This window comes from Curtobacterium sp. PhB172, from assembly GCF_003752545.1.
In the GTDB taxonomy this organism is placed as follows: Bacteria; Actinomycetota; Actinomycetes; order Actinomycetales; family Microbacteriaceae; genus Curtobacterium.
This window is the reverse complement of record NZ_RKIF01000005.1, coordinates 595595-611598: the sequence shown is the minus strand read 5'-3', so window position 1 is coordinate 611598 and position 16004 is coordinate 595595. Positions and strand designations below refer to the sequence as shown.

16 protein-coding genes are annotated in these 16004 nt (G+C 70.5%); 7 read left to right on the top strand and 9 right to left on the bottom strand.

The window, feature by feature from the left end:
* Positions 1–56 precede the first annotated feature (56 nt).
* Entirely contained in the window at positions 57–836 is a 780-nt protein-coding gene (locus tag EDF42_RS03955; RefSeq protein ID WP_111085229.1) for an alpha/beta fold hydrolase, read from the bottom strand.
* A 34-nt stretch (positions 837–870) separates the two neighbouring features.
* On the opposite strand from EDF42_RS03955, the gene EDF42_RS03950 reads away from it, so the two are divergent.
* Positions 871–1569 carry an NAD(P)H-hydrate epimerase gene (locus EDF42_RS03950; RefSeq protein ID WP_123671585.1) on the top strand — a complete coding sequence of 233 codons (699 nt, stop codon included), beginning with the start codon at positions 871–873 and terminating at the stop codon, positions 1567–1569.
* Positions 1570–1595: 26 nt separating this feature from the next.
* Here EDF42_RS03950 and EDF42_RS03945 read toward each other — a convergent pair whose 3' ends face one another.
* A complete protein-coding gene (locus tag EDF42_RS03945) occupies positions 1596–2738 on the bottom strand; it encodes a glycerol dehydrogenase (RefSeq protein ID WP_123671508.1) in 1143 nt (380 codons plus the stop codon).
* A 112-nt stretch (positions 2739–2850) separates the two neighbouring features.
* Between EDF42_RS03945 and EDF42_RS03940 the strand changes: the two genes are divergently transcribed.
* Positions 2851–3744, top strand: a complete 894-nt coding sequence (locus EDF42_RS03940) for a neutral zinc metallopeptidase (protein WP_123340896.1) — start codon at positions 2851–2853, stop codon at positions 3742–3744.
* Positions 3745–3747: 3 nt separating this feature from the next.
* On the opposite strand, the gene EDF42_RS03935 is transcribed toward EDF42_RS03940, so the two are convergent.
* Positions 3748–4698: a thioredoxin domain-containing protein gene (locus EDF42_RS03935; RefSeq protein WP_123671507.1), complete on the bottom strand. Its 951-nt coding sequence runs from the start codon at positions 4696–4698 to the stop codon at positions 3748–3750.
* A 264-nt stretch (positions 4699–4962) separates the two neighbouring features.
* Between EDF42_RS03935 and EDF42_RS03930 the strand changes: the two genes are divergently transcribed.
* The gene (locus EDF42_RS03930) at positions 4963–6063 is read left to right on the top strand and encodes an ABC transporter ATP-binding protein (protein WP_123293301.1); all 1101 of its coding nucleotides are present in this window, start codon (positions 4963–4965) and stop codon (positions 6061–6063) included.
* Positions 6064–6151: 88 nt separating this feature from the next.
* Complete coding sequence (locus EDF42_RS03925) at positions 6152–7462, top strand: DUF4032 domain-containing protein (protein ID WP_123671506.1); 1311 nt, start codon at positions 6152–6154, stop codon at positions 7460–7462.
* A gap of 258 nt (positions 7463–7720) precedes the next feature.
* Here the strand turns inward: EDF42_RS03925 and rlmB are convergent, their stop codons facing one another.
* From rlmB to EDF42_RS03905, 4 genes are read right to left on the bottom strand one after another with little or no spacing between them, the layout of a single operon-like run.
* Positions 7721–8731 (bottom strand): 23S rRNA (guanosine(2251)-2'-O)-methyltransferase RlmB, encoded by a 1011-nt coding sequence (gene rlmB / locus EDF42_RS03920; RefSeq protein WP_111085235.1) that lies wholly within the window; start codon positions 8729–8731, stop codon positions 7721–7723.
* Positions 8732–8759: 28 nt separating this feature from the next.
* Positions 8760–10169, bottom strand: coding sequence for a cysteine--tRNA ligase (cysS, locus tag EDF42_RS03915; protein WP_123671505.1), 1410 nt, complete (start codon positions 10167–10169; stop codon positions 8760–8762).
* An 18-nt stretch (positions 10170–10187) separates the two neighbouring features.
* Positions 10188–11378, bottom strand: coding sequence for a 2-C-methyl-D-erythritol 4-phosphate cytidylyltransferase (gene ispD, locus EDF42_RS03910; RefSeq protein ID WP_123671504.1), 1191 nt, complete (start codon positions 11376–11378; stop codon positions 10188–10190).
* A 41-nt stretch (positions 11379–11419) separates the two neighbouring features.
* Entirely contained in the window at positions 11420–11902 is a 483-nt protein-coding gene (locus tag EDF42_RS03905; protein ID WP_017888066.1) for a CarD family transcriptional regulator, read from the bottom strand.
* 209 nt (positions 11903–12111) lie between these two features.
* Here EDF42_RS03905 and EDF42_RS03900 point away from each other — a divergent pair, with 209 nt between their 5' ends.
* Complete coding sequence (locus EDF42_RS03900; RefSeq protein WP_148067609.1) at positions 12112–12576, top strand: hypothetical protein; 465 nt, start codon at positions 12112–12114, stop codon at positions 12574–12576.
* A 79-nt stretch (positions 12577–12655) separates the two neighbouring features.
* On the opposite strand, the gene EDF42_RS03895 is transcribed toward EDF42_RS03900, so the two are convergent.
* Together EDF42_RS03895 and EDF42_RS03890 are read right to left on the bottom strand one after the other, a co-directional pair.
* Entirely contained in the window at positions 12656–13336 is a 681-nt protein-coding gene (locus EDF42_RS03895) for a response regulator transcription factor (protein WP_111085241.1), read from the bottom strand.
* Positions 13333–14499 (bottom strand): cell wall metabolism sensor histidine kinase WalK, encoded by a 1167-nt coding sequence (locus EDF42_RS03890; protein ID WP_111085243.1) that lies wholly within the window; start codon positions 14497–14499, stop codon positions 13333–13335. The genes EDF42_RS03895 and EDF42_RS03890 overlap by 4 nt, the downstream gene beginning before the upstream one ends.
* 146 nt (positions 14500–14645) lie before the next feature.
* Here EDF42_RS03890 and phoU point away from each other — a divergent pair, with 146 nt between their 5' ends.
* Positions 14646–15314, top strand: coding sequence for a phosphate signaling complex protein PhoU (gene phoU / locus EDF42_RS03885; RefSeq protein WP_123293296.1), 669 nt, complete (start codon positions 14646–14648; stop codon positions 15312–15314).
* A gap of 45 nt (positions 15315–15359) precedes the next feature.
* Positions 15360–15899, top strand: coding sequence for an AAA family ATPase (locus EDF42_RS03880; RefSeq protein ID WP_123340902.1), 540 nt, complete (start codon positions 15360–15362; stop codon positions 15897–15899).
* The last annotated feature ends 105 nt before the right edge of the window (positions 15900–16004 follow it).

Sequence of the window (16004 nt, the reverse complement as noted above, 5' to 3'; positions counted from 1 at the left end):
GGTGACAGAGGGGACCTGCGAGTACCCGTCAGCGCGACGAGGACAGCGTGCGTCGGTCAGGAACGCAGGAACGCCAGCGCGGCTTCGCGGAACGCCCGCGACGTCGGTGCGTTGAAGTGGTTCCGCCCCGGGATCTCGAAGAACGACGCGTCCGGGGCCGCCTGCGCCAACCGCACGGCGCTGTCGCGGATGCCGTCCTCGCTGCCGGCCGCCATCAGGATCGGCTGCGCGGGGGCGTTGTCGGGCGTCGGCTCGATGCTGTTCCGCATCCCCTCGACCATCGCCACGAGCGCCGCGAGGTCGTTCCCCTCGACGTTCCCCGCCATGGTCAGGTAGCCGTTCGTCACGCGGTCCTCGATCGGTGTGCCGTCCGCCAGGTACGCCTTCGCCTGGTCGACCCGCACGCGGCGCATCGGGTCGGCGTCGGGGATCCCGCCGAAGACCGCGCGGGTGATGCGGTCCGGCAGCCGTTCGGCGGTGTGCCAGCCGACACGTGCGCCGAGCGAGTACCCGAGGAACGCGACCTCGTCGAGCAGGTACGTGTCGATCACGGTGGTGACGTCCGCCACGAGCAGGTCCATCGAGTACGCACCGGGGTCGCGCGGCTTCGCGCTCGCGCCGTGGCCGCGCTGGTCGAACGCCAGCACGCGGTACCCGGCGCGGACGAGGTCGCGGGTCCAGCCGGAGGCGTGCCAGTTCAGCACCGCACCGGAGGCGAACCCGTGCACCGCGACGACTGCGGGGGCGTCGGGATCGCCGAAGTCGTAGGTCGCGATCCGGAGGCCGTCGGGCGACATCACGATGCGGGGACGGGGCGCTTCGGGGACGAGTGACATGTCCCCTCCAGGGTACCGGGGCACTGTGGTGGCCATGGACGGCTACGGCGGTGACCAGATCCGGGCGGCAGAGCGGCCGCACCTCGACGCGGGTGAGCCCCTCATGCAACGAGCGGCCGACGGGCTGGCCCGCATCGTCGGCGACCTGCTCGACGATCCGGCCGTCCGGCCGGGCGACGGACCGGGGTCCGTCCTGCTGCTGGTGGGCAGCGGCGACAACGGCGGTGACGCCCTGTTCGCGGGTGCGCGGCTGGCGGCGGCCGGGAGGCACGTGGCGGTCCTGCGCGTCGGCTCACGCGTGCACGAGGCGGGCTTGGCAGCGGCGCTGGAAGGCGGGGCGCGCCTCCTTGAGGATCCTGCCGGACCGGAGGCTGCGGTGACGGACGCGGCAATCGACGCCGACCTGGTGCTCGACGCGATCCTCGGGATCGGGGTGCGGGGGCCTGCGGCCCTCCGCTCCCCCGCCCGCGAGGTCGTCGACGCCATCCGTGAACTCGCCCGCGACCAGCGCGCACCGTTCGTCGTCGCCGTCGACGTGCCGAGCGGCATCGACGTCGACACCGGCGGGATCGCGGACGACCACGTCCTGCACGCCGACGTCACGGTCACGTTCGGCGGGGTGAAGGCCGGGTTGCTGACGGGGCCGGCCGCCACCCTCGCGGGACGGATCGAGCTGGTGGACGTCGGGATCGGTGCGGACCTGGCGACGATGGAGCCGCTGGTCCGCACCTGACCCCGATCCGTCAGCGCAGCCGTCCCTCAGTGGTGCTGGTACAGGACCGGCTCCGGCAGGCCGTGCTCGGCGCGGATGCTCCGCGCGATGCCCTCGACGGCGATGAGCGCGTCCACCACGAGCTCCGGCGTGACCGGGAACGGCATGTTGTGGATGGTCTCGCCCTCGACGGTCGCGGCCTCGGCCACGGCGCGGAGTTCCGTCGTGTCGTCGACGGTCAGGCCGATCTCGGTCAGGGTGTTCGGCAGGCCGACCTTCGTGGTGAAGACGACGAAGTCCTCGATCTCCTCGGCCGGTGCGCCCTCGAGCACGAGCTGCGCGATCGTGCCGATGTTGACCTTCTGCCCGTGCGCCAGGCCGTGCGCCTGCGGAGCAGCGGTCAGTCCGTTGTGGATCGCGTGCGCTGCCGCCAGTCCGCCGGACTCGAACCCGAGGCCCGACAGCAGGGTGTTCGCCTCGACGACCTTCTCGAGGGCGGGCGTCACGACCTTGGCCTTCACGGCCTCGATGGCCTGCGGGGCGTTCTCGTGCAGCAGCTTCCAGGACAGCTCGGCGAGCGCGACGCCGGTCTCGGTCTGCAGCCCACCGGCCATGGTGTCGGCGTTCGCACGCTTGGCGGCACGGGCCTCGACCCAGGTGGCCAGGGCGTCGCCGATGCCCGCGACCAGGAACTGGACGGGAGCGTTCGCGACGAGCTTCGTGTCGATGAGCACGAGGTCGGGGTTGTGCGGGAAGAACCGGTACTCGATGAACTCCCCTTCCTCGGAGTAGATCACCGCGAGCGCCGAGGTCGGGGCGTCGGTGCTCGCCGCCGTCGGGACACTCGCCCAGCGGATTCCGGCCAGGTGTCCGGAGGCCTTGGCCGCGTCGATCGCTGAACCGCCACCGAGCCCGACGACGACGTCCGCGTCGGTCGACCGGATCTGCTCGACGAGGTCGTCGACCGCCTTCGGAGTGGCGAAGCGACCGAAGCCGACCCGCTCGACCCGCAGGTCGGCCGCCTGGAAGCTCGTCGTCACCGCGGCCTCGACGATGCCCCACACGACGTCGTCGGCGACGATCAGGGGGCGCTTGCCGATGGGGGCAATGAACTCGCCGACGCGGGTGATCGCGTCCTTGCCCTGCACGTAGCGGGCGGGGCTCATCACGGTGCTGATGGGAGTGGCCATGGTTGCGGTTCCTTCCGGTTGTACGACACATGTCGGGGTCGCCGACGTCCCAGACGGTACGCGCGGGGCATGCGTGCGGCGTGCGAGTCCCGTGGGCCGTACATTCGGGGGCATGACGTTCAACGACGATTCGCAGCTCAAGGGCGGCAGGGTGAAGCGCCGGGGTCGGACGGCCGCGGTCGGCGGCGGTGCAGTCGGCGTCACGGCGATCGTCGTCTTCCTGATCGCGCAGTTCACGGGCTTCGACCTCAGCGGGTTCGTCGACGGCGGCAGCGGCACGACGCAGATCCAGCAGCAGGGCGAGACCGTGGACGCCGCGCCGGAGTGCCGCACCGGGCGAGACGCCAACCTCAAGGTCGAGTGCCGGATGGAGGGCGCCGCGGAGTCGCTCGACGGCTACTGGACGGCCGAGGCCCGGAAGCTCGGGATCTCGTACACGGCGCCGGACTTCTTCCTGTTCGACGGCTCGACCGACACGTCGTGCGGTCAGGCGTCCGCTGCAACCGGGCCCTTCTACTGCCCGCCGGACCGCGCGATCTACCTCGACACCGCGTTCTACGACGACCTGCAGTCGAAGTACGGGTCGTCGGGCGGGCCGCTCGCGCAGATGTACGTCGTCGCGCACGAGTGGGGCCACCACATCCAGCAGCTGCAGGGTGCCTTCGCGAGCACGGACCGTTCGGGCACCGGGGCGTCGTCCGGCAGTGTCCGCGTCGAGCTGCAGGCCGACTGCTACGCCGGCGCCTGGGTCGGCGACGCGGCGAACACCGAGGACGAGAGCGGCGAGACCTTCTTCGAGCCCATCAGTCGGTCCGAGATCGCCGATGCCCTGTCCGCCGCGAGCGCCGTGGGCGACGACAGCATCCAGGAGCGCTCGAGCGGCCGGGTCGACCCGGACTCCTTCACGCACGGGTCGAGCGAGCAGCGGCAGAAGTGGTTCGTCCGCGGCTACCAGCAGGGCGCGACGAGCTGCGACACGTTCAGCGTCCCCGGTTCGTCGCTGTAGCGATCAGCCCTTCGTCGGCGTGGGCGTCGGTGTCGCGCTCCGCGTGCGGGACGGCGTCGCGCTCGGCGTGGGGGTCGGGGTGGGCGTCGCCTCGGTGGCACCGGCCGCGGTGACCACGAAGGTGCGGAAGTCGTCGTTCGTGATCGGCGACGTGAGCTCGTACCGCTGCCCGTTGACGAGCACCAGTGGCGTGCCCGGGAAGTCGCTCAGTGTCGACCCGGGGATGTCCCCGCCGGACACCGCGGTCGTCTGCTCGTCGACCCACTTGCTGTAGTCCTGGTCGGCGATGCAGCTCGTGACGGCCCGGCGGTCCTGCAGGCCGGAGACCCCGGTGACGACCTTGGTGAGCTGCGCGTCGGTGAGCCCGGGTGTTCCTTCTTCCGGCTGCTCGGCGAAGAGCGCCTTGTTGACCGCGGAGAACTGGTCCGGCGAGTGCTCGGCGACGCAGGCCGCAGCGTTCGCCGCGCGGAGCGAGTACTTCGTGCCCTGCGAGCGGTTCGACAGGATCGCGACGGGGTGGATGTCGACGGTGGCGGCCCCGGAGTCGACGAGGCTCTCGATGTAGTCGCCGTTGGCCTGCTCGAACTCGCCGCAGGTCGGGCAGAGGTAGTCGACGTACAGCGTGATGCGCACCGTGCCCGCGCCGGCCGTGGTCGAGGCGCTCGGCGATGCACTGCTCGACGCGGTCACGGGCTTGAGCCCCTCGCCGAGGGTGATGCCGCCCTGCGACATCGTCGAGGGTCCGGGGCCTGCTGGCTTCACGGAGTCGACCAGGACGAGCGTGACGACGGCGGCCGCTGCGAGCAGGACGACACCGAGTCCGATCTGGAGTCCGAGCCGGGTTCCGCGCTGGCGGCGCTTCTGCTGTGTCCTGTGGCGCTGCGCTCGCTGTCGGGCGGCTTCGCGGCGCTCGTTCCGCGCGGCGCGGGCGTCACCCTCGGGGCGGTTGGTCATCGGTGCGTCGTCCTCCTGATCGGCGTCCGCACGACCTACCCCCGCTCGGCGGACGGACCCGGCGATTGTAGTGGGCCGCTCTGGGAACCACCCAACCACGCTCTGGGAACCGACCGGCCAGGTGGAAAACACTGGCGCACCCGCGAGAACTCGTGTTGTATGAACCTCGATGGTCGACGACGACCATCCGGGGCCCTCGCGGGCTGACCGCTTCACTCGGATCGTCCGGCACGTACCTGCCGGTGAAGAAAGGACCGAACGCTCATGGCGTCCGTCACCTATGACAAGGCAACCCGTCTCTACCCCGGAGGCAACCGTCCCGCGGTCGACTCCCTCGACCTGGACGTCGCCGACGGCGAGTTCCTCGTCCTCGTCGGCCCCTCGGGTTGTGGCAAGTCCACCTCGCTCCGCATGCTGGCCGGCCTCGAAGAGGTCAACTCCGGTCAGATCCGCATCGGCGACCGCGACGTCACGGACGTCCCGCCGAAGGACCGCGACATCGCGATGGTGTTCCAGAACTACGCGCTGTACCCGCACATGACCGTCGCCGAGAACATGGGCTTCGCGCTCAAGATCGCCGGTGTCGGCAAGGACGAGCGCGCCACCCGCGTGCAGGAGGCCGCCAAGCTCCTCGACCTCGAGGACTACCTCGGCCGAAAGCCGAAGGCGCTCTCCGGTGGTCAGCGTCAGCGCGTCGCGATGGGCCGCGCGATCGTCCGTCAGCCGCAGGTGTTCCTCATGGACGAGCCGCTGTCGAACCTCGACGCCAAGCTCCGCGTCCAGACCCGTACGCAGATCGCGTCGCTCCAGCGTCGTCTCGGTGTCACCACGGTCTACGTCACGCACGACCAGACCGAGGCACTGACCATGGGTGACCGCATCGCGGTGCTCAAGGACGGCATCCTGCAGCAGGTCGGCACGCCGCGCGACCTGTACGAGAAGCCGAACAACGTCTTCGTCGCGGGCTTCATCGGCTCGCCGGCGATGAACCTGCTGCCGGCCGACGTCGTCGAGGGCGGCATCAAGTTCGGCACGCTCAACCACGCGATCGACCGCGACACGCTCTCCAACGCGCGTTCCGCCCAGATCACCGTGGGCATCCGCCCCGAGGACGTCGTCGTGGCGCAGTCGGGCGAGGGCCTGCCGGTCACGGTCGACGTGGTCGAGGAACTCGGCGCCGACGGCTACCTCTACGGTCACGCCGACGTCAAGGGCACGCGCGTCGACATCGTCGCCCGCGTGGACGGCCGTTCGCACCCGTCGATCGGTGACACCATCGTGGTGACGCCGAAGTCGGGCCACGTGCACGCCTTCGACACCGAGTCGGGCGAGCGCCTGGACGACAAGGCCGTCGTCAGCGCGTAACCGAAGCGCACTCCCCGAGAGCCCGCGCCGCCTCACAAGGGCGGGTCGCGGGCTCTCGGCTGTCCCCCACGACACCGAAGGATCCACCGTGCCCGACTCGATGTCCATCACCGCAGCCACCGTCGACCCCGGCCTGCTCGACCTGCCGTGGGACCTGCCGCTGGCGGACTGGCCGGACGAGACCATCGTGGCCCTGCCGAAGGGCATCTCGCGGCACCTCGTGCGCTTCGTGCACCTGAGCGGGTACGTCGCCGCCGTGAAGGAGACCGGCGAGGAGATCGCGCGCTCCGAGTACGAGATGCTCCGCACGCTGCAGCGCATGGACGTGCCGTGCGTCGACCCCGTCGCCGTCATCACCGGTCGGGTCGACGCGGACGGCGAGCAGCTGCACCCCGTGCTCGTGACGCGGCACCTGCGCTTCTCGCTGCCGTACCGCGCGCTGTACTCGCAGACCCTGCGCCCGGAGACCGCAACCCGTCTCGTCGACGCCCTCGCGCTGCTGCTCGTCCGGTTGCACGTCATCGGCTTCTACTGGGGCGACGTGTCGCTCTCGAACACGCTCTTCCGTCGCGACGCGGGCTCGTTCGCCGCGTACCTGGTCGACGCCGAGACCGGCAAGCTCTACCCCGGTGGTCTGTCGAACGGGCAGCGCGAGAACGACCTCGAGGTCGCGCGCGTGAACATCGCCGGCGAGCTCCTCGACCTCGAGGCGGGCGGCCGGCTCGACGAGAACGCCGACCCCGTCGACGTCTCCAACCGGATCGTCGCGCAGTACCGGACGCTCTGGACCGAGCTCACGGGCACCGAGCAGTTCGACATCAAGGAACGCTGGCGCATCAACGACCGCGTCGAGCGGCTCAACGAGCTCGGCTTCGACATCGAGGAGCTCTCGATCCACACGACCGAGGGCGGTTCGCAGGTGCGGATCCAGCCGAAGGTCGTCGACGCCGGACACCACCAGCGACGCCTGCTGCGGCTGACCGGCCTGGACGCCGGCGAGAACCAGGCCCGACGCCTGCTCAACGACCTCGACTCGTACCGGGCACGCAACGGCCGCGACGAGCTCGACGAGGAGATGGTGGCGCACGAGTGGGTCTCGCGGGTCTTCGAGCCCGTGGTCCGCTCGATCCCCCGTGACCTGCGCGGTCGCCTCGAGCCCGCCGAGGTCTTCCACGAGCTGCTCGAGCACCGCTGGTTCATGTCACAGGAAGAGGAGCGGTCGGTCTCGCTGCCCGAGGCCACCACGGCGTACATCAACGACGTGCTGCGCCACCGCCGCGACGAGCGCCTGCTCATCAACCCGCCGACGTCGTCGATGACGCTGCCGATCCCCGTGGTCGACGACGCGGACCCCGCGGACGACGACGCCGACGTCCAGGACTGGCGCACCACCGTCTGACCCGCCCGCGCCCGCGCGTCCCGTCCCGCGCCGTTCCGCCGAGGTTCCGATATCTCGGAACCTCGGCGCGCAAGACGGCCGTGTGTGGAACCTCGGCAGAACGCACGCGGCGAGTCGTGGAACCTCGACGCGACGCGTGCGGCGCGTCGAGGAACCTGACGGACGCACAGGAGGCCCGGTGCCGGTCTCGCGGACCGGCACCGGGCCTCCAAGCAGTGACGTCGACGGCCCGCAGCGACGGGGCGGACGCCGGTGCGGCTACTCGGCGCGACGGCGCCGGGCGACCTCCCACAGGGTGACGCTCGCGGCGATGCCGGCGTTGAGCGACTCGGTCGCACTCGAGATCGGGATCGACACGATCGCGTCGCACGTCTCGGTGACCAGGCGCGACAGGCCCTTGCCCTCGGAACCGACGACGATCACGATCGGGCGGTCGGCGAGCGCGAGGCCGTCGAGCTCCACGTCGCCGTCGCCGTCCAGACCGAGGACGAACAGGCCCATCGACTTTAGGGACTTCAGCGTCTGGGTGAGGTTCGGGGCCATCGCGACGGGCGTGCGGGCCGCGGCACCGGCCGAGGTCTTCCACGCCGACGCGGTGACGCCGACCGAGCGACGCTGCGGCACGATGACGCCGTGTCCGCCGAACGCGGCGGTCGATCGGATGATCGCACCGAGGTTGCGGGGGTCGGTGATGCCGTCGAGCGCGACGAGCAGCGGGACCTGGTCGCGCGAGAAGGCCTGCTCGACGATGTCCTCGGACACGGCGTACTCGTACGCCGGCACCTTGAGCGCGACGCCCTGGTGCACACTGTCGTGGCCGGTGATGCGGTCGAGCTCGGGGCGCATGAGCTCGATGATCGGCACGCTGCGGTGGTTCGCGAGCGTCAGGATCTCCTTGACGCGGTCGTCGACCTCGATGCGCGACGCGATGTAGAGCGTCGTCGACGGGGTCTTCGTGCGCAGCGCCTCGAGCACGGAGTTGCGTCCGGTCACGAGCTCGGAGTCATCGGTCTTCCGGGCCGGCGGGCGACCGGTGCGGCCCTGCGGGGTGCTCGAGGAACCGTGACGGCCCTTGGCTGCCTCGAAGCGGTCCTTCGCTGCCTTGCGCTTGCCGGCGGGGTGGTACGGCCGGTCCTCGGCCTTCGGGGTCGGCTTGCGGCCCTCGAGCGCCTGGGCACCCTGACCACCGGAACCGACCTGCTTGTTGCCCTTGCGACCGGTGCGGACGGCGCCGGGCCGACCCTTCTTGCTTCCCGAGACGTTCTTCATGCGTAGCTCCTGTTCGGCACTGCCGTGTTCAGGCGATGCTCCAGCGTGTTCCGGACGGCGTGTCCTCGATCGTGATGCCCGCGGCGGCGAGGTCGTCGCGCACGCGGTCGGCCGCAGCGAAGTCCCGTGCTGCCCTGGCGTCCGCGCGCTCCTGCACGAGGCGTTCGACGAGAGCGGCGAGCGGGCCTGCCGAGGTGTCCTGACCGCCCCCCGACCAGTGGGCGGCTCGCGGGTCGATGCCGAGGACCTCTACCATGGCGGCCACCTGATGGTACGCGACCCCGAGCGTTTCCGCATCGTCGGCATCCAGGGCGGCATTGCCGGTGCGCACGGTCTCGTGCAGGACGGCCAGCGCCTGGGGCACTGCGAGGTCGTCGTCCATCGCGGCGGCGAAGGCGTCCGGCACGGCGGGGGCGTCGGCGAGGTGCACGCCTTCGAGCCGCACCTCGGCCCGCTGCAGGAACCCGTCGATGCGGTCGTAGGCGGCCTCGGCCTCGGCCAACGAGCCGTCGTGGTGGTCGATCGAGGAGCGGTAGTGCGCGGCGCCGAGGAAGTACCGCACCACGGCGGGACGGGCAGCGGCGAGGAAGTCGGCGGCGAAGATCGAGTTGCCGAGCGACTTCGACATCTTCTGGCCCTCGACCGTGACGAGCCCGTTGTGCAACCAGTACGACGCGAACGGGTCGCCCGCCGCGGTGGACTGCGCGAGCTCGTTCTCGTGGTGCGGGAACCGCAGGTCGAGTCCGCCGCCGTGGATGTCGAACGCCGGACCGAGGTACCGCCGTGACATGGCGGAGCACTCGATGTGCCAGCCCGGACGACCGGGGCCCCAGGGGGAGTCCCACGACGCGGTCGACGGCTCGCCGGGCTTCGCACCCTTCCAGAGCGCGAAGTCGCGGGCGTCGCGCTTGCCACGGGGGTCGGCGTCGGCGGCCTCGACCATGTCCTCGCGACGCTGCCGGGTGAGCGCCCCGTAGGACTCCCAGCTGCCGGTGTCGAAGTAGACGTCGCCCGAGTCGTCGGCGGCGACGTAGGCATGACCGCGGTCGATGAGCTTCGTGATGATGTCGTGCATCTGCGGCACGCTCGCTGTTGCCCGCGGCTCGTAGGTCGGGGGCAGGATGCCGAGGGCGTTGTACGCGGCGGTGAACTCGAGCTCGACGCGGTAGGCGCGGGCGAACCACGCCTCGTCGGTACCGGCGGCCAGGTCGAGCACCTTGTCGTCGATGTCGGTGACGTTCCGCACGAGGGTGACGCGCAGACCGCGGTACGTCAGCCAGCGGCGCCAGATGTCGTAGACCAGGGCCGAGCGCAGGTGCCCGATGTGCGGCGACGACTGCACCGTCGGACCGCAGACGTAGACGCTGACCTGTCCGTCGACCAGGGGGACGAGGTCGACGACGGCTGCGGCGCGGGAGTCGTAGAGGCGAACGGTCACGATCCCAAGCCTAGGACGTCAGGCCGGTCGGGTGACGGCCGTGGCGATCGCGGCGAGCCCCTCGCCCCGGCCGGTGAAGCCGAGGCCGTCGGTCGTCGTGCCGGACACCGCGACGGGGGCACCGACGACGGCGGACAGGGCGTCCTGCATCTCCGCACGACGGGCCCCGATGCGCGGCCGGTTCCCGATGACCTGGACGGTGACCGACACGGGGACGAGGCCGGCGTCGGCGAGCAACCCGACGGCACCGCGGATGAAGACGTCCCCGGCGGCACCGGCGTAGGCGGGGTCCGCGGTGCCGAACGTCCCGCCGATGTCACCGAGGCCACCCGCGGAGAGCAGGGCGTCGCACACCGCGTGCGCCACGGCGTCACCGTCGCTGTGCCCGGAGAGGCCGGGTTCGCCGGGGAAGTCGAGCAGGCCGACGCGGCACGGCGACTCGACGTCGAACGCGTGCACGTCGACCCCGAGCCCGAGCCGGACCGCCGAGGCACCGGGGTCGCCCGGGACCGTGGCGCGCGACCGGACGATCGACTCTGCTCGTCCGAGGTCCCACGGCGTCGTGATCTTGAAGGCATCGGCGTCGCCCGGGACGAAACGCACCGCTCCACCGGCCGCCTGGAACACGCCCGCGTCGTCGGTCTCGGGCTGCGTCGACACCGCGTACGCCCGCCGGAGTGCGTCGAGCGGGAAGCCCTGCGGCGTCTGGACCCCGATGAGCGCGGACCGGTCGACGGTCTCGACGACCACGTCGCCGGACACCCGCTTGACCGTGTCGGTGACGGGCAGCGCGGGGACGACGCCGTCACCGGTGCCGGTCGCGACCGAACCCTCGACCGCGTCGAACACCCGGTCGAACTGCGCGGCCGGCGTGAGGCACCGCGCCGCATCGTGCACCAGCACCGCGGTGACGGAGTCCGGCAGCACGCGCAGGCCGGCCTGGACCGAGCCGTGGCGATCCGTGCCTCCGGCGACGACCGCCGTGTACACGACCGCAGCACCCGCGACCGAGGCGACCACCTGACGGCAGTCCTCGAGCAGGGCCGACGGCGCGACCACGACGACCAGCGTCGGAGCCGACAACGTGAACAGCGGCTCGAGCGCCCGCGCGAGCATGAGCTGCCCCGCGACGGGCACGAACGCCTTCGCGGTGCCGATGCCGAGCCGGGTTCCGGACCCGGCTGCAACGACGACGACCGCCCGGTCCACCCCTTCGGGGAACCGTGCGGTCGTCGTGGTGTGCAGTGCGCTCAGGACGCGAGGACTTCGTCGAGGACGGTCGATGCCTTGTCCTCGTCGGTCTTCTCGGCCAGGGCCAACTCGGAGATCAGGATCTGCCGCGCCTTGGCCAGCATCCGCTTCTCGCCCGCGGACAGGCCGCGGTCCTGATCGCGTCGCCAGAGGTCGCGGACGACCTCGGAGACCTTGATGACGTCCCCGGAAGCGAGCTTCTCGAGGTTCGCCTTGTACCGGCGCGACCAGTTGGTGGGCTCTTCGGTGAACGGCGCCCGGAGGACCTCGAACACCTTGTCGAGCCCTTCCTTGCCGATCACGTCGCGGACTCCGACCAGGTCGACGTTGTCCGCCGGCACCTCGATCGTCAGGTCACCCTGCGTGACCCGCAGTTTCAGGTAGACCTTTTCCTCGCCCTTGATGACGCGCGTCTTGACTTCAGAGATGGTTGCCGCCCCGTGGTGGGGGTAGACGACGGTCTCGCCGACCTCGAATTGCATGTATCAGGCTCCGTTCCCAGACTTCCAGTTTACCACAAGGGGTGTTCGGGTAAGGGGACCCTCAGCACTGGGCCTTCCCGGTGATCGCTAAGATGGAGCGGGACCGTCTGGTCCTCATCGACTTACGGAGGAATCTCTTGCGAGCTCGGGTACTCGTGTCCGTCGCCGTTGCGGCAACCATCGCGCTGGGCGCCACCGGGTGCGAGTTCATGTCGCCTGCGCACACCGTCGACATCAAGCAGATCACCGACGGCGTGAACGTCTCGACCGGCAAGGTCGACGTGCGGAACGCCATCCTCATCTCGGACGACGGCGAGGGTGCGCGGTTCATCGGGACGCTGGTGAACAACTCCGACACCGACGGCATCACCGTGTCGGTCGAGATCGGTGGCGACACCGAGACCGTGCTGGTGCCGGCGAACTCGCACGTCGACCTGGCGAACGACTCGCAGCACGACACCCTCGACTTCGACGGCGCGGACGCGAAGCCCGGTTCGCTCGTCAAGGTGTACTTCTCGTACCCCGACGCCGAGGGTGTCTCGGCCAACGTGCCGGTGCTGACCACCGCGCAAGAGGAGTACGCCACCCTCGCGCCGACCTCGACCCCCGAGCCGTCCAGCCAGATCACGCTGCCGGTCGAGACCCCGTCGGCCACGCCGACGGACGGCGAGTAGCCGCACCGCGCACGCGCTTCAGACCGGGAGGCCCGGTGCGAGTCCCTGGGACTCGCACCGGGCCTCCTGTCCGTGCGTCTCAGGCCTCGATGCGGTACCCGAGACCGCGGACCGTCACCAGGATCTCCGGGGTGGACGGCACGCGCTCGATCTTCGAGCGGATGCGCTTGATGTGCACGTCGAGGGTCTTGGTGTCGCCGAAGTAGTCGGAGCCCCACACCCGGTCGATGAGCTGCCCACGGGTGAGCACCCGGCCGGCGTTCCGGAGCAGCAACTCGAGCAGCTCGAACTCCTTGAGCGGCATCGCCGTCTCCGACCCGTCCACCGACACCGTGTGCCGCTCGACGTCCATCCGGATGCCGCCGACCTGCAGGATCCCGCTGTCCGCCGGGTCGTCCTCGGTGCGTCGGCGCAGGACCGCACGGATGCGGGCCAGCAGCTCGCGCGTCGAGTACGGCTTCGTCACGTAGTCGTCCGCGCCGAGCTCGAGCCCGACGACGATGTCGACCTCGGAGTCCTTCGCCGTCAGCATGATGATCGGCGCGTTCGACCGGGTGCGGATCTGGCGGCAGACCTCGGTGCCGGAGAGCCCCGGCAGCATGAGGTCGAGGAGCACCAGGTCCGGGTTCTCCGAGTCGAACTTCGACAGCGCGGTCACGCCGTCGGCCGCGACGGAGGTCTCGTACCCCTCACGCTGCAGCAGGAACTCCAGGGGCTCGCTCAGGGCCGGCTCGTCGTCGACGATGAGGATCTTGGTCACGATGGCTGCTCTTCCAGTTGCTCTTCGAGTGCGGTGGTCAGTTCGGTGTCCGCCTCGGGCAGGCGGATGGTGAAGGTCGAGCCCTTGCCGGGCTGCGACCAGACACGGACGTCGCCGCCGTGGTTGCCGACGACGTGCTTGACGATGGCGAGCCCCAGGCCGGTGCCGCCGGTGGCCCGTGACCGTGCCGGGTCGACACGGTAGAACCGCTCGAACACGCGGTCCAGGTCGGCCTCGGGGATGCCGACGCCCTGGTCGGTGATCGCGATCTCGACGAAGCCCTTCGCGGACCGGACGCCCACGCCGACGCGGGTGCCGTCGGGCGAGTACTTCACCGCGTTGGCGATGAGGTTCGAGACGGCGACCTGCAGCAGGCCCGGGTCGCCCATCACCCGGAGCTTCGACTTCTTCGCCCGGATGATCTCGATCGAGCGGGCGCGCGCGACGACCTCGTTCGCGTCGACCGCGGCCTGCACGATCTTGTCGACACCCGTCTCCTCGCTGTTCTCCAACGCGTCGACCGACTGCAGCCGGGACAGCTCGATGATGTCCTTCGTCAGGGCGCCGAGCCGCTCGGACTCGGTGATGAGCTGCGCCGCGAACTTCTTGACGTGCTCCGGGTCGTCGGCCGCGATCACGAGGGTCTCGGACAGCAGGCCGATGGCGCCGATCGGGGTCTTCAGCTCGTGCGAGATGTTGGCGACGAAGTCACGGCGGACCTCGTCGATGCGCCGGCTCTCGGTCAGGTCGTCGGCCGTGATGAGCACGTACCGGTTGCCGAGCTGCGCGGCCCGGAAGCTGAGGTAGCCGATGAGCTCCCCGTGTCGTCCGCGTGGGAGCTCGAGGTCCTCCGCCCCCATCTCGCCGCTCTTGCGCACCCGGTCGACCAGGTCGAGGAGCTCCTGGTGCACGAGCCGGCGCCGCACGACGAGTCCGACGGTCAGCGCCTGGGGCGATGCGGCCACGACCGTGTTCGACGGGTCGATGACCACCGCCGGGTTGTGCATCGTCGCGATCACCGCTGCGACACCGTCCGGCAGGGTGCGTTCCGCCACGTCTGCTGCACGAGCCGTGCGCTCGGCGGTGATGATCAGCACCACGACGCCCGCGCCGAAGACCCCGCCGAGGAGCATCGACAGTGGCACGAGCCACGCGTTGTCCATGCCGCCAGTGTAGGGATGGTCATGCGGGGTTCCGGTACCGTTCACCCGTCCCGGAAGGCCGGATCGCGAAGCGTTCAGCCCCACGTCACCGTTCGTTCACCTGGGCTGACGACACTCGTCCGGTACGCAGAGAGAGGTACTCCCCCATGCGCGAAGTCTTCCAGCAGGAACTCCAGGACGTCCAGGAGCGACTGACCGAGATCGCAGGACTCGTCGAGTCCGCCATCACCCGGGCCACCCAGGCCTTCAGCGACTCCGACGTCGCCCTCGCCGAGGAGGTGATCGCCGACGACCAGAAGATCGACGAGGCCGCCAACAGCCTCGACGAGATCGCCATCGACATCCTGGCCCGCCAGGCACCGGTCGCCCGCGACCTGCGCGTCGTCGTCACCGCCCTGCGCGTGAGCTCCTCGCTCGAGCGCATGGGCGACATGGCCGAGCACATCGCGCAGCTCGCCCGCCAGCGCTTCCCCGAGAAGGTCGTGCCGAAGGGCCTCCGCGGCACCTTCAAGGAGATGGGCAAGCACGACGTCGCGATGTCGCAGAAGCTCACGCGGCTGCTCGCGACCGAGGACATCGCCCTGGCCGCGGAGATCCGCGACGAGGACGACGCCGTCGACGAACTGCACGCGAGCGTGTTCGACTTCGTGCTCGGCGAGGCGTGGAAGGGCGGACCCATCGACACCGTCGACGCCACCCTGGCCTCCCGCTACCACGAGCGCTTCGCCGACCACGCGGTGTCGATCGCCAAGAAGGTCGAGTACCTGGCGACCGGCGACTGGACCGGCGCCTCGAGTTCGACCGCCGCGGTCTGACCGCCGTGGTCTGACCGCGGCTGCGCGGTCTGCGAGGATCGACGCATGGCTCAGGTCGCGATCATCGTCAACGGCATGCCCGGTTCCGGCAAGAGCACGATCGGAGCTGCGCTGGCCGAGGTGCTCGGTTGCCCGTTCCTGTCGAAGGACCGGATCAAGGAGCCCCTCGCCGACATCGTCGGGCCGATGATCGCGTCGCGTCCGCTCGGTGGCATCGCGATGGACACCGTGTGGGCGATGGCCGGCGCGGTCGAGAACGGGGTCGTCCTGGACGCCGTCTGGGTCACCCCGGAGAGCCGGGACTTCCTGACCGCCGGGCTCCTGACGGCCGGTTCGCCCCGTGCCGTCGAGGTCTGGTGCCACGTCGACCGCGCCACGGCCGACGAACGCCTGCGCGACCGCTACGAGCCGGACGCTCCGATCCGGCACGAGGTCCACGGCGACCTGGCATCGATCCTCGACACCTGGGACACCCTCGGCCCCACCGCGGGGCCGACCGGGCTGCTCCCCGTCGTCCGCGTCGACACGACGAAGCCCTACGACGTCGGTGCCCTCGTGCAGGAGATCGCGTCGCACTTCGTCTGACCAGCCGAGGCTCGAGGAGCCGACCGCTCCGTCGAAGCGACACGTCGTCGGTGCGGTGATCCGTTCCTCCCGGCAGAGCGACAGGAGTCGGCGGAACGTTCGCGG

What these genes read in the sequence shown, in the direction of transcription:
- EDF42_RS03955 (WP_111085229.1), bottom strand. Translation starts at nt 836, where the DNA reads ATGTCACTCGTCCCCGAAGCGCCCCGTCCCCGCATCGTGATGTCGCCC.
- EDF42_RS03950 (WP_123671585.1), top strand. Translation starts at nt 871, where the DNA reads ATGGACGGCTACGGCGGTGACCAGATCCGGGCGGCAGAGCGGCCGCAC.
- EDF42_RS03945 (WP_123671508.1), bottom strand. Translation starts at nt 2,738, where the DNA reads ATGGCCACTCCCATCAGCACCGTGATGAGCCCCGCCCGCTACGTGCAG.
- EDF42_RS03940 (WP_123340896.1), top strand. Translation starts at nt 2,851, where the DNA reads ATGACGTTCAACGACGATTCGCAGCTCAAGGGCGGCAGGGTGAAGCGC.
- EDF42_RS03935 (WP_123671507.1), bottom strand. Translation starts at nt 4,698, where the DNA reads ATGACCAACCGCCCCGAGGGTGACGCCCGCGCCGCGCGGAACGAGCGC.
- EDF42_RS03930 (WP_123293301.1), top strand. Translation starts at nt 4,963, where the DNA reads ATGGCGTCCGTCACCTATGACAAGGCAACCCGTCTCTACCCCGGAGGC.
- rlmB (WP_111085235.1), bottom strand. Translation starts at nt 8,731, where the DNA reads ATGAAGAACGTCTCGGGAAGCAAGAAGGGTCGGCCCGGCGCCGTCCGC.
- EDF42_RS03905 (WP_017888066.1), bottom strand. Translation starts at nt 11,902, where the DNA reads ATGCAATTCGAGGTCGGCGAGACCGTCGTCTACCCCCACCACGGGGCG.
- EDF42_RS03900 (WP_148067609.1), top strand. Translation starts at nt 12,112, where the DNA reads ATGTCGCCTGCGCACACCGTCGACATCAAGCAGATCACCGACGGCGTG.
- EDF42_RS03890 (WP_111085243.1), bottom strand. Translation starts at nt 14,499, where the DNA reads ATGGACAACGCGTGGCTCGTGCCACTGTCGATGCTCCTCGGCGGGGTC.
- phoU (WP_123293296.1), top strand. Translation starts at nt 14,646, where the DNA reads ATGCGCGAAGTCTTCCAGCAGGAACTCCAGGACGTCCAGGAGCGACTG.
- EDF42_RS03880 (WP_123340902.1), top strand. Translation starts at nt 15,360, where the DNA reads ATGGCTCAGGTCGCGATCATCGTCAACGGCATGCCCGGTTCCGGCAAG.